This is a genomic window from Sorangium sp. So ce385, assembly GCF_051474135.1.
Taxonomy (GTDB): domain Bacteria; phylum Myxococcota_A; class Polyangia; order Polyangiales; family Polyangiaceae; genus Sorangium; species Sorangium cellulosum_D.
This window is the reverse complement of record NZ_CP150337.1, coordinates 9,834,157-9,846,566: the sequence shown is the minus strand read 5'-3', so window position 1 is coordinate 9,846,566 and position 12,410 is coordinate 9,834,157. Positions and strand designations below refer to the sequence as shown.

Below are 12,410 nucleotides of genomic sequence, written 5' to 3'. Positions count from 1 at the left end.
GGCGGCGCTCCGCGGCGGCTTCATCGCACGCGCTCCGCCGCGGCTTCATCGCACGCGCTCCGTCGCGGCTTGAGCTCTCGCGGTCCTGCTCCTACGCTGCCCTGCGTGAGCGCCGACGGCCGAGCTGCGCCGCAACAGGGCGGCGCACCGGGGCGCAGCCCCGTCCCCTGGGAGCCGCTCTTCTACGAGAAGAGCCGTCTCTACTGGCCCATCCGTCCGTGGGCCGAGGCGTTCTCGGGGTGCGTCGACTGGCCGCCGGTCGAGGCCTATGGCCGCGCGCTCGGCGAGGGCTTCCCCGTCCGCTTCGTGGAGCAGCCGCCGAGGCCGCGGCGCCGCGGGCGGCGCGGTCCGCTCGACCCCTCGTCGCTCTACGACGCGCGCATCCACGTCGAGGGCCGCGTGCCCACGCGCCCGAGGAACTGGCACGACTTCCTCAACATGCTCGTGTGGGCCGCGTTCCCGCGCGCGAAGGCGGAGCTCCACGCGCGCCAGCACCGGGCGATCGCCGCGCGCCTCGATCCATCCGCCGGGGCGCTCCCGCCGGCGCGCACGCGCGAGCTCGACGGGCTCGCGCTCCTCGACGAGGGCGGGCTCTTGCTGCTCCACGACGCGCGCCGGGCGCCCCTGCTCGAAGACGCCGCCGATCTCGGGCGCTCTGCCGATGAGGCGCGGGGCGCCGTGCAACGGGGCGAGGCCGCGGCGCTCGTCTTCGGCCACGCGCTCTACGAGAGCCTCCTCCGGCCCGGTCCGACGGTCCACGCGCTCGTGCACCTCATCCCGTGCGAAGGCCCGCTCCCCGCGGCGCCGGGCGCGCTCGTCTCGCTGGCCGACGCGGGCCTCTGCGACGCGCTGCGATCGCCCGGCAGCTTCGCGCACCCCGAGCGCAGCGCGCGGCTCCCGGTCGACGAGCGCGTCCTGTGCGCGTGAGCGGCGCTCCGTCGCGCAACGTTCGCTGTCGCCCAGGCGCTGCGCCGCGGCGCAGCGGCGCGCGGCGTGGATGGAGTCCCGCGACGGCGTGACGCGCCATGGGGCACGCGCGGGCTGAGCGGCGATGAGGCGGAATGCCTCAGTCTGCATCCGCGGCGTCGCGCGGCAGACTCATCAGCTCATCGCGCGAAATTCGCAGAAGACGCAGAAGAGATGCGGCCTCTCAACGCAGGTATTGCGGGACGGGGCCTGACGGACTGAATTCTCTTGACGAGACTTAGTGGCCTGCGTTACCGATTCGGTGCGTTTTTCAAGGGGGCGAACGCGAGACGACGATCGGGTCGACGTCACCAGCGCTCGAGCGCTGAACGGCGCGCGTTCGACGCACAGAACAAGGAGGAGGACGTCTTATGAAGTTGATTCATTGCAGCATCCTTGCGGTCGTGACGAGCCTGTGCGGCTGCATTGCCGCCCCTGTGGGTGATGAAGGAGCTGTCGACGAGGCGGAGCAGGCGCTGATCCCCGCCGTCGATCTCTCGCGGCGCGCCGGCTCCGATTTCGTGCCTTCATCGCCTGAGGGCGCCGAAGGCGGTCACTGCCAGGGCGCGCGATCGATGGATGCCCTCGCGGGCGAGGGGAGCGACGCTGAGCTTGCCACGTCGAGCTTTGCAGCGTGCGTGGATGGCAGCTCATCGTGCTCTGGAGGCCGGTGTTACGCTTGCTGTAACGGCGTGTGGCATAACATCAACGCCTGCTTGTATGGTGTTAACTTCTATTGCAACGGGATCCACTACAACGCTTACAGCTGCTGGCCCATCTCGGTCTCGCAGGACGCCGCTGAGGAGTGATCGGCATCGCGGCCGCGTCGCTGCCGCGATGAAATCGGCGCGCAGGCCCCTCGTCTGTCCCAGGAGGCTCGTGGTGGCTTCGCCGGAGGCGGCTGGCCGATCGGCGAGACCGCCCGTCGATCCAGGAGCGCACCCACGCACAGCCGTGCTGTGCATTTTTGCACAATAGGCGCGCATATTTGCGGTCTCCCCGGTACGCTGCCGCGAGCGCATGCTCGCGCAGCGTGGCTGGGAGAGTCGCATCGTGATGAGCTGGGACGACCTGCGGTATCTCCTCGCCCTCTCCCGGGCGGGCTCCCTCGCCGGCGCCGGCCGCGCGCTCGGCGTCGATCACACGACCGTGGGCCGCCGGGTCGAGGCGCTCGAGGAGGCGCTCGGCGTGCGGCTCTTCGTGCGGTCGCCCTCCGGATACGCGCTCACGAACGACGGCCTCGGCCTGATCCCCGACGTCGCGCGCGTCGAGGAGGCGATCCTCGCCATCGAGCGCGGGAGCCTCGGCCGCGACCAGCGCCTCACGGGCACCGTGCGGGTGACGGCCGCCGAGGCGTTCGGCAGCCGCTTCATCGCGCCCCGGCTCGGCGCTCTCCACGCGGCGCACCCGGGGATCTCGGTCGAGCTCGTGACCGCGATCCGCGCGCTCGACCTCTCCCGGCGGGAGGCGGACATCGCGGTCCGGTTCTTCCGCTCGACCGAGGGCGGCCTCGTGGTCCGGAAAGCGGGCGTCGTCGGCTGGGCGGTGTACGGCGCGCGCGCCTACATCGAGCGCCGCGGCGCGCCCACCGCGGCCGATCTCCCGGCGCACGCGCGCATCGGCATCGAGGCGCCCGGCGCGATGCCGCCGGAGCACGTCTGGTTCGAGCGCATGGCCGCGGGCGGCCCGTGCGTCCTCCGGAGCAACAGCACGGCGTGCATGCTCGGCGCCGCGCGCGCCGGGATCGGCGTCGCGCTCCTGCCGTGCTTCATCGGCGACCACGAGCCGGACCTCGCGCGCATCCCCCTGCCGGACGAGCCCCGCCGCGCCGTCTGGCTCACCGTCCACCGCGACCTCCAGCACGCGCCCCGCGTCCGCGCGGTGCTGGACGCCCTCGCGCGCATGCTGACCGAGGAGCGCGCCGTCCTCTGCGGCGACGCTCCCCCTCCGCAGCCCGCGGGCGGCCCGGGCGACGACCGGAGCCCCCGCGGCGCGCCCCGCAAGACCCGACGAAACAAGGAGACGAAACGATGAGCACCCCCGAGCTTCACCTGTACATCGGCAGCAAGAACCTCTCGTCCTGGTCGCTCAGGCCGTGGCTCGCCATGTCCCACGCGGGCGTCCCGTTCGAGGAGCACGTCATTCCGTACGAGCTCCCCGACTGGGTCGATCGGGTGGCGCGGCACTCGCCGACGCGCAAGGTGCCCGCCCTGCGCCACGGCGAGATCGTCGTGTGGGAGTCGCTCGCCATCTGCGAGTACGTGGCCGAGGCGTTCCCCGGCGCGCGGCTGTGGCCCGAGGGGCGCGAGGCCCGCGCGATCGCGCGCGCGGTCAGCAGCGAGATGCACGCCGGCTTCGCCGACCTGCGCCGGGAGCTGCCGATGGACGTCGCCCGGCGGTACCCGCGGCGCGCGATCTCGGATGGCGCCGCCCGCGACGTCGCGCGCGTCCTCGAGATCTTCCGCGACTGCCGCTCCCGGTTCGGCCAGGGCGGACCGTTCCTGTTCGGCGCCTTCTCGATCGCCGACGCGATGTTCGCGCCCGTGGTGACGCGCCTGCTCTCGTACGATGTCGAGATCGACGAGGTCGCGCGGGCCTATGCGGGCACCATCACGTCGCTCCCGGCGATGGCGCGCTGGTCCGCGGCGGCCGCGGAGGAGGTCGAGAGGAACCCGCACCTCACGGCGCCGGCGGGCAGCTCGTACGCCAAGGCGGCCGGCGGCGCGGCGGCGCCCTGAGCGTGCGTCAGGCTGCCGGCTACGCGGACTACATCGTCGCCGCGCTCAGCGCCCCCGCCGCGCCGCGAGCGCGAAGACGAGCGGCAGGCGGCGCCCGAATCTCTTCATGTGGAACTGCCCGGGCGGCCCTTCCTCCATGTCCGGGAAGATGTCGTAGGGCGACCAGTCGAGCTCCCGGAGCCGCTCCAGGGTGAGGCCTGCCTCGAGCAGCGCTGTCACCACCGTCCCGATCCCGTGGTTGAAGCCGACCTCTCGGAGCTTCACGCTCGCGTCGCGGTCGGCGTACGTGCCTGTCTGCTCCGTGAGGATCGGCTCTCCGTTCCCGTCGTACGCGTAGGCGATGTGCTCGAACGCGTCGTCGAAGGCCCAGACGAGCGGGTGGAACTCGACGAGGTGCAGGACGCCCCCCGGCTTCAGGCACGCGGCGGCCGCGCGCGCCCACCGCGTCATGTCCGGGAGCCACCCGAGGACGCCGTACGAGGTGAAGACGATATCGAACGCCTCGCCGCCGAGCGCCGAGGGCGCGTCGTAGGTATTGGCCTCCACGAACCGCGCGTCGATCGAGAGCTCCGCGGCGAGCGCGCGAGCAGCCTTGATGGCCTCGTCGGAGAGGTCCAGCCCGGTGACGCGCGCGCCGAGCCGCGCCCACGAGAGCGTGTCCTGTCCGAAATGGCATTGCAGGTGGAGGAGCGTCTTTCCCCGGACGTCGCCGACCTGCTCGATCTCGATCGGCTTGAGAGAGCTCGCGCCGGCCCGGAAGGCGGCCAGATCGTAGAACTTGGAGCCCAGGTGCACGGGGGTGCGCGCGTTCCAGGCGCGGCGGTTCAGGTCAAACCATTCGGCCTCGGTCATGCGCGCCGGTCTATCACGGCGCCCGCCGCGCCGCCTCGCGCCGCCGCGCTGCGGAGGATCCACTCGGCCACGGCGAGGTTGATCGCCCAGCCGGCCCCCATGGCGAGCGCCCTGCTGAGCTCGTCACGGATGCCGCCGAACAGCAGCCAGGGCACGTGGGTCAGCACCTGCGTGCCGGCCCCGAGGGCGAGCGCGTAGCCGCGCATCATCCAGGCGCGGTGCCCGGCGATGTCCCGGCGGCGGATGGCGGCGAAGCCGAGGCAGATGCACAGGGCCATCGCCGAGCCCACCACCAGCCGGAGGGCCTGAAGCAGCGGGCCGTCGTGATCGACCGGGGGATAGGCCCAGGTCAGCCATAGACCCGAGAGCGCGGCGATGAGCCCGACGGGGACCAGCACCCGCCCAGCGCCTCGGTGCCATCCGGGGCTCCGGCGGCGCAGGCCGGAGGAGAACTGGAACGCGCCGAGGACGCACCACACGCTGACGCTGAGGATGTGCAGCACCACGGGCACCGGATCCGCGAAGAACCGCGCGTTCTCCGGGGTGATCTCCGCGCCGCCGGCCAGCCCGATCACGCGAACGGCGCCGGCGGCGACCGGGACCGCGCTGAGCGCGATCAGCAGCGCGGGGACACGCCATGCACCCTTCGCCGAGGGGGCCTTCGCGCTCGATCGCTCTCGTCTCCGGCCCTCCAGGCGCCGGCCGCTCGGCGGCGACAGGGAGGGTGAAGCACAGGACGCTGCAGCGCTCTCATCCATCATGCGCTCGAGCGTAAGGATGCCCCTGGCCGCGAACATCGGCAGAGCGGCCAAATCTCGGCCGGCCGAGAGTCGGACCGGGAAGTCGTACTTTCGGCCGATCAGCTCCGGATGCGCTGGGTCTCGTACGCCCAGATGGCGATCTCGACCCGGTTGCGCGCGCCGAGCTTGGCCATGAGGCTGGCGATGTGGCTCTTGACGGTGCTGAGGCTGATGTGGAGCTCGTCGCCGATCTCGGCGTTGGTTCGCCCGCGGGCCACGGCGAGGAGGACCTCCTCTTCCCGGTCGGTGAGGGCCTCCCTCGGCTGCGCGCGCGGCAGGGGGCGCCGGGCGGCGGCGAACGCGCCGAGGAGCCGCGCGGTGATGCTGGGCGCGATCAGGGCGTCGCCGCTCGCGGCGGCGCGGACGGCCTGGGCGAGCAGGTCAGGGCCGGCGTCCTTCAGCAGGAAGCCGCGGGCGCCGGCCTTGAGGGCGCCATACACGTAATCGTCGTGGTCGAAGGTGGTGATCACGACGACCCCGATGGGCCGGTCGACGCTCGGGCCGGCGAGCCGCCGCGTGGCCTCGATGCCGTCGATGCCGGGCATGCGAATGTCGAGCAGGCACACGTCGGGGCGAAGCTCGAGCGCCAGCCGCACGGCCTGGTCGCCGTCGGCGGCGACGCCCACGACCTCGATGTCGGGCTGGGCATTGAGGATCATGGTGAGCCCGGTGCGGACGATCTCTTGATCATCGGCGACCATGACTCGAATGCTCATAGGGCCGGTCCCCTTCGCGGCAGCACGGCGGTCACCGTCCAGCCGCGCTCCGGGCGCGGGCCCGCGTGGCACGTGCCGCCGAGCAGCTCCGCCCGCTCGATCATGCCGAGGAGCCCGTAGCCCACCGAGGCGGGCTGGCGGCCGTTCGTGGGGGCGCCGTCGTCGCTGACGCGCAGGCTCACCGAGTCATGGTCTGCGGAGACGCCCACGTCGATCCGCGTCGCGTGCCGGGCGTGCCGCCGAGCGTTGGTGATCGACTCCTGCGCGAGGCGGTAGATCGCGGCTGACACCGACGGTGAGAGGTCGTCGAGGTCCCCGGAGAGCTCGACGTGGATCTCGGGGCCTTCGGACCGGTGGGCCAGGCGATCGAGGTCCGCGATGCGCGGGCTCGGCGCGAGGTCCGCGGACTCGTCTCGCCGCAGGAACCGGACCATCGCGCGCATCTCGGTGAGGGTGCGCGACGCCTCGGTCTCGATGACGCGGAGCGCGTCGATCGCGGCGTCGGGGTTCGTGGACGACGTGGCCAGGCCGGCCTGCGCGCGGATGGCGATGGCCGACACGTGATGGGCGACCGTATCGTGGAGGTCGCGCGCGAGCTGCGCGCGCTCGCGCAGCTTCACCTGTTCGAGCTCGTGCGAGCGCGCGCGCGCCCGATAGCGGATCGCCGCGCCGAGCGCCATGGCGGAGAGCAGGACGGCGAAAGCCCCGATGACGTCGCTCGCCTTCGCCCGATCCGCGAGGAGGCCCAGCGACGCCGAGAGCAGGATGATGGGCGAGCCCGCCATGACGTCGCGCCCTGCGCCCCACCGGAGCAGGGAGTAGGGAAGCAAGAGCAGGAAGGCCGTCGTGTGCAGCCTGGGGAGGTCGCCGCCGATCGAGAGCCGGGTCAACGCCATGGCCGTGCTCGCGCCGAACGCGATCACGACCATGAGCAGCGGCCTCGATCGCCGCCACAGCACCGTGGGCGTGAGGGCGAAGCCGACCAGGAGAGAGGCGGATGCCCACGAGCGATCCAGCCTCACGGCCAGCTCGACCAGCCCGATCGCGACGAGCGCGCCGAGCAGCGCCCAGTCTCCCTTGCCTACGCCGGGCGGATGAGGCGCTCTCGGCTCGGACCGCAGGAGGCGAGGGAGCTCGCGCAGAAGCCTCACGCGCTGTCCGCCGCCTTCGGGTCGTACCCCAGGTTCGGCGACAGCCACCGCTCGGCCTCCTCGAGCGTCATCCCCTTGCGCTTCGCGTAGTCCGCGACCTGATCCCTGCCGAGGCGCCCCACCATGAAGTACCGCGCCTCGGGGTGCGCCAGGTAAATGCCGCTCACGCTCGCCGCCGGCGTCATCGCGCAGGTGTCGGTCAGCTCGATGCCGACCGAGGGCGCGTCGAGCAGCGCGAACAGCTTGCGCTTCTCGGTGTGATCCGGGCACGCCGGATACCCGAACGCCGGCCGGATCCCCCGGTATTTCTCGGCGATGAGCTCGTCATTGCTCAGCGCCTCTGCCGCGCCGTACCCCCACTCCCTCCGCGCCCGCTCGTGGAGCAGCTCGGCGAACGCCTCCGCGAGCCGATCCGCGAGCGCCTTCGCGATGATCGCGCTGTAGTCGTCCTTGTCCTTCTCGTACGCGCGCACGACCTCATCCAGCCCGATGCCCGCCGTCACCGCGAACGCGCCGACGTGATCGGCGAGCCCGCTCTCCCGCGGCGCCACGAAGTCGGCGAGCGACAGGTACGGCTTCACCCCGCCCACGGCCTTCTCGCCGTCCTCCTCGGCGCCGCCCGCGGCCTTCACCTGCTGCTGGCGGAGCATGTTGAACCGGACGAGCTCGCGTGAGCGCGCCTCGTCGCCGTAGAGCACGATGTCCCGCTGCTCGCCGCTCGCCGGCCAGAACCCGTAGACGCCCCGCGCGCGGATCAAGCTGCCGTCGATGATCCGCTGCAGCACCTTCTGCGCGTGGTCGAACAGCTCGCGCGCCGCCTCGCCGTACTGCGGGTGCTCCAGGATCTGCGGGAACGGGCCCCTGAGCTCCCACGCCGTGAAGAAGAACGTCCAGTCGATGTACCGCGCGATCTCGGAGAGCGGGACGTCGTCCACCACGCGCCGCCCCGTGAACGACGGCGCCGCGATGTCCTCGGGCCGCCACGCGACCTTGAGCCGCCCCTCGTCCGCCGCGGCGAGCGTCACGAGCGGCTTCGCCCGCTTCCTCGCGAAGAGCTCGCGCAGCTTGGCCTGCTCTTCCCGGTTCTGCGCGTCGAACGCCTGCCGGTTCGCCTGATCGAGCAGCCTCGACACCACGCCCACGGCCCGCGACGCGTCGAGCACGTGCACCACGGTCCCGCCGAACTCCGGCGCGATCTTCACCGCCGTGTGCTGCCGGCTCGTCGTCGCCCCGCCGATGAGCAGCGGCAGCCGGATGCCCCGCCGCTCCATCTCGCGCGCCACGCTGACCATCTCGTCGAGCGACGGCGTGATCAGCCCGCTCAGCCCGATCATGTCGGCCTTCTCGCTCAGCGCCGTCTCCAGGATCTTGTCCTGCGGCACCATCACGCCGAGGTCGATCACCTCGTAGTTGTTGCACCCGAGCACCACGCCCACGATGTTCTTGCCGATGTCGTGCACGTCGCCCTTCACGGTCGCCATCACGACCTTCCCCTGGGACGACGTCCCGCCCCCGGCGGCCTTCTCGGCCTCCATGAACGGCAGGAGGTACGCGACGGCCCGCTTCATCACGCGGGCGCTCTTCACCACCTGCGGGAGGAACATCTTCCCGGCGCCGAACAGCTCGCCGACGATCTTCATCCCGTCCATCAGCGGCCCCTCGATGATGGAGAGGGGCTTCTCGTACTTCCTCCGCGCCTCCTCCACGTCCGCCTCGATGAAGTCGACGAGCCCCTTCACGAGCGCGTGCGACAGCCGCTCCTCGACCGGGCCCTCGCGCCAGGCGAGGTCGAGCTCCTTCTTCTTGCCCTTGCCCTTCACCTGCTCGGCGAACTCGACGAGCCGCTCGGTCGCGTCCGGGCGCCGGTTGAAGATGACGTCCTCCACCCGCTCGAGCAGGTCCTTCGGGATGTCCTCGTAGACCGCGAGCTGCCCCGCGTTCACGATGCCCATGTCCATGCCCGCCCGGATGGCGTGGTAGAGGAAGGCCGAGTGCATCGCCTCGCGGACGACGTTGTTCCCGCGGAACGAGAACGACAGGTTCGACACGCCGCCGCTCACGCGCGCCCCCGGGCAGGTCGCCTTGATGATCCGCGTCGCCTCGATGAAGTTCTTGGCGAAGTCGTTGTGCTCCTCGATGCCGGTCGCGATCGCGAGGATGTTCGGGTCGAAGATGATGTCCTGCGGATCGAAGCCGGCCTCCTCGGTGAGCAGCCTGTACGCGCGCTGGCAGATCGCGACCTTCCGCGCCACCGTCTCGGCCTGGCCGACCTCGTCGAAGGCCATCACCACGACCCCCGCCCCGTAGCGGCGGATGACGCGCGCCTTCTTGAGGAAGTCCTCCGGCCCCTCCTTGAGGCTGATCGAGTTGACGATCCCCTTGCCCTGGATGCACTTGAGCCCCGCCTCGATGACCGACCACTTCGAGCTGTCGATCATGATCGGGATGCGGGCGATCTCGGGCTCGGTGGCGATGAGGTTCAGGAACGTCGTCATCGCCTGCTCGGAGTCGAGCATGCCCTCGTCCATGTTGACGTCGAGGATGTTCGCCCCGCCGCGCACCTGGTCGAGCGCCACCTCCAGCGCGGTCGTGAAGTCGCCCTTCTTGATGAGCTCCATGAACCGGGCCGAGCCGGTCACGTTGGTCCGCTCGCCGATCATCAGGAAGTTCGTGTCGGGCCGGATGACGAGCGTCTCCAGGCCGCTGAAGCGCCCGAAGCCGTCGCGCGCCGTGGGCAGGGGCCGCGGCCTCCGCTCCGAGAGCGCCCGGACGATCGCGCGGATGTGGTCCGGCGTCGTCCCGCAGCAGCCGCCGACGATGTTCACGAGCCCGCTCTCCGCGAACTCCGCGAGCAGCCGCGACGTCGTCTCCGGCTGCTCGTCGTACTCGCCGAACGCGTTGGGCAGGCCCGCGTTCGGGTAGCAGCTCACCCGCGCCCGGGCGAGCTTCGCGAGATCCACGAGGTACGGCCGCATGTCGCTCGCGCCGAGGGCGCAGTTGAGGCCGACGCTGAGCGGCCTCGCGTGCTCGATGCTCGTCCAGAACGCGTCGATCGTCTGGCCGGCGAGCGTCCTGCCGCTCCGGTCGGTGATCGTCACGCTGAGCATGATCGGCAGGCGCCGCCCCTTCTCGGCGAAGACCTCCTCCATCGCGACGAGGCACGCCTTCATGTTCAGCGTGTCGAGGAACGTCTCCGCGAGCAGCACGTCGACCCCGCCGTCGACGAGCCCGCGCACCTGCTCGGCGAACGCGCTCCGCAGCTCGTCGAAGGTGACGGCGCGGAACGACGGGTCGTTCACGCTCGGCGAGATCGACAGCGTCTTCGGCGTCGGCCCCATCGAGCCCGCGACGAAGCGCGGCTTGTCGGGCGTGCGCGCCGTCCACGCGTCGGCCGCCCTCCGGGCGATCTGGGCCGCGGTGAGGTTGATCTCGTAGGCGAGCGACTCGAGCCGGTAGTCCGCCTGGGCGATCGAGGTGCCCGTGAAGGTGTTCGTCTCGATGATGTCGGCGCCGGCGTCGAGGTACGCGCCGTGGATCTCCGCGATGACGTCCGGCCGCGTCAGCACGAGGAGATCGCTGTTGCCCTTGAGGTCGATCGCGTGGTCGCGGAAGCGATCGCCGCGGTAGTCGGCCTCGCCCAGGCGGTAGCGCTGGATCATCGTGCCCATCGCGCCGTCGAGGCACAGGATCCGGCTGTCGAGGATCTCTTCGAGGCGCGCGGGGCGTTCGCTTCCGTTCATGGCTCTGCTCTTCTCCTGGGCTTCTTTACCGTGGGTGCTGCGGCCGCGGTGCAGCCGTCCTGCTGGGCGGGCCGCGCGGCCCGGGGCTCTGCGTCCTCGCCCTCGCTGGCCGGCGGGGCGGCCTCGGCCGCGCCCTCCTTGCGGGCGTGGATCGAGATCGCCTCGAAGTGCGGGGGGCGCTTCTCGCGCGAGGTCACGTCGCAGGCGTCGACGACGAGGCCCGCGGCCTCGAGCATCGCCCGGAGCTCGCGCGGCTCGAAGCCGAAACGCACGTGGCTGTACGTGACGGCCGCGATCTCGTGCCGGTGCGCCTTCAGCGTCACCCCCGCGAGCGCGCCGCCCGGCCGGAGCACGCGGGCCGCCTCGGCGATGGCGCGGGCGGGCGACCGGGCGAAGGTCAGGCAGTTCATCAGCATCACCTGATCGAACGACGCCCCCTCGAACGGCAGCTCGTGCATGTCGCCGCGCGCGAAGCGGACGTTGCCGAGGCGCGCGAGGCGCAGCCGGGCGGCCTCGATCACGGTCTCGCTCGCGTCGAGGCAGGTCATCGAGCGGCACCGCGGCGCGACGAGCTCGGCCAGCGCGCCGTCGCCGGAGGCGATGTCGAGCACGTCGCCGAGGGACATCAGGCCGAGCAGCCCGCGCAGCGACGCCTCCCAGGTCCGCCCCGGCGAGTAGTGCCGCTCCATGCGCCCGGCCACCGAGTCGGCCCAGCTCGCCCCGCCGGCGCGCGCCCGCACGACCTCGCGGACACGCTCGCGATCCTGCTCGATCAGCGGATCTTCCGTGGTCGCCTCGAGCAGCGCCCAGACCCGCCGTGCCTCCTCGGGCATGGCGCCGTGGCTCATCGCGTAGAAGGACGACGCCCCGTCGCGCCGGTCCTTGACCAGGCCGGCCTCCCGCAGCTTGCCCAGGTGCGTGGAGACCCGGGACTGCGCCAGCTGCGTGACGTCCGTGATCTCGGCGACGCTCAGCTCCTCGCGGCCGAGCAGCGCGAGCAGGCGGACGCGGGTCGGGTCGCTGAGGAGCCGGAGGAGCTCGGTGGTGGCCGTGAGGTCGGGCAACGCGTATCTCTCAATCCGGATGAACGGATAGCAGCGTGGCGGGCCGGCGGGCGGGCGTCAAGCCTCGCCTGCGGCGGGCGAGGACGGCGGCCCTCAGCTGCGGCCTCGCCGGCTGCGGCCTCACCCGCTTCGGCTTCACCGCGCGCCATGGGCGGGATCCCCCGGGCGAACGGCGGCGCTACCTGGACGACCGGGCGGTCAGGTCGAAGGCGTACCCCGTTCCGGCTGAGGCACTGGCGGACATCGCTGGAGGTGCGTATCTTTGGCTAGCCCTGAGCACCCCACCCCAGGGCACGGCCGGCCGGGCGCACGCGCGGTTCGCCCTCCATCGGGGCGAGCGCCCCTCGGGCAGGACCTGCCGTCCCCCGCCGGACAAAGCACGC

10 protein-coding genes are annotated in these 12,410 nt (G+C 71.9%); 4 read left to right on the top strand and 6 right to left on the bottom strand.

Annotated elements, in window-relative coordinates:
• Nucleotides 1–105 precede the first annotated feature (105 nt).
• The 4 genes from WME83_RS35860 (at nucleotide 106) to WME83_RS35845 (ending at nucleotide 3,704) form a co-directional block, all read left to right on the top strand.
• Nucleotides 106–927 carry a DUF3025 domain-containing protein gene (locus tag WME83_RS35860; RefSeq protein WP_437314207.1) on the top strand — a complete coding sequence of 274 codons (822 nt, stop codon included), beginning with the start codon at nucleotides 106–108 and terminating at the stop codon, nucleotides 925–927.
• A gap of 410 nt (nucleotides 928–1,337) precedes the next feature.
• The gene (locus WME83_RS35855; RefSeq protein ID WP_437314206.1) at nucleotides 1,338–1,775 is read left to right on the top strand and encodes a hypothetical protein; all 438 of its coding nucleotides are present in this window, start codon (nucleotides 1,338–1,340) and stop codon (nucleotides 1,773–1,775) included.
• Nucleotides 1,776–1,986: 211 nt separating this feature from the next.
• Nucleotides 1,987–3,000: a LysR family transcriptional regulator gene (locus WME83_RS35850; RefSeq protein ID WP_437314205.1), complete on the top strand. Its 1,014-nt coding sequence runs from the start codon at nucleotides 1,987–1,989 to the stop codon at nucleotides 2,998–3,000.
• Entirely contained in the window at nucleotides 2,997–3,704 is a 708-nt protein-coding gene (locus WME83_RS35845; RefSeq protein ID WP_437314204.1) for a glutathione S-transferase family protein, read from the top strand. Before WME83_RS35850 ends, WME83_RS35845 begins: the two co-directional genes overlap by 4 nt.
• Before the next feature lie 45 nt (nucleotides 3,705–3,749).
• Here the strand turns inward: WME83_RS35845 and WME83_RS35840 are convergent, their stop codons facing one another.
• From WME83_RS35840 to WME83_RS35815, 6 genes are all read right to left on the bottom strand, one after another.
• Nucleotides 3,750–4,556: a class I SAM-dependent methyltransferase gene (locus tag WME83_RS35840; protein ID WP_437314203.1), complete on the bottom strand. Its 807-nt coding sequence runs from the start codon at nucleotides 4,554–4,556 to the stop codon at nucleotides 3,750–3,752.
• Nucleotides 4,553–5,317 (bottom strand): DUF2306 domain-containing protein, encoded by a 765-nt coding sequence (locus tag WME83_RS35835; RefSeq protein ID WP_437314202.1) that lies wholly within the window; start codon nucleotides 5,315–5,317, stop codon nucleotides 4,553–4,555. Before WME83_RS35835 ends, WME83_RS35840 begins: the two co-directional genes overlap by 4 nt.
• Nucleotides 5,318–5,415: 98 nt before the next feature.
• Nucleotides 5,416–6,072, bottom strand: a complete 657-nt coding sequence (locus tag WME83_RS35830; protein WP_437314201.1) for a response regulator — start codon at nucleotides 6,070–6,072, stop codon at nucleotides 5,416–5,418.
• Complete coding sequence (locus WME83_RS35825; protein WP_437314200.1) at nucleotides 6,069–7,223, bottom strand: sensor histidine kinase; 1,155 nt, start codon at nucleotides 7,221–7,223, stop codon at nucleotides 6,069–6,071. The genes WME83_RS35830 and WME83_RS35825 overlap by 4 nt, the downstream gene beginning before the upstream one ends.
• The gene (gene metH, locus WME83_RS35820) at nucleotides 7,220–10,963 is read right to left on the bottom strand and encodes a methionine synthase (RefSeq protein WP_437314199.1); all 3,744 of its coding nucleotides are present in this window, start codon (nucleotides 10,961–10,963) and stop codon (nucleotides 7,220–7,222) included. The genes WME83_RS35825 and metH overlap by 4 nt, the downstream gene beginning before the upstream one ends.
• Entirely contained in the window at nucleotides 10,960–12,027 is a 1,068-nt protein-coding gene (locus WME83_RS35815) for an ArsR/SmtB family transcription factor (protein WP_437314198.1), read from the bottom strand. Before WME83_RS35815 ends, metH begins: the two co-directional genes overlap by 4 nt.
• Nucleotides 12,028–12,410 lie beyond the last annotated feature (383 nt).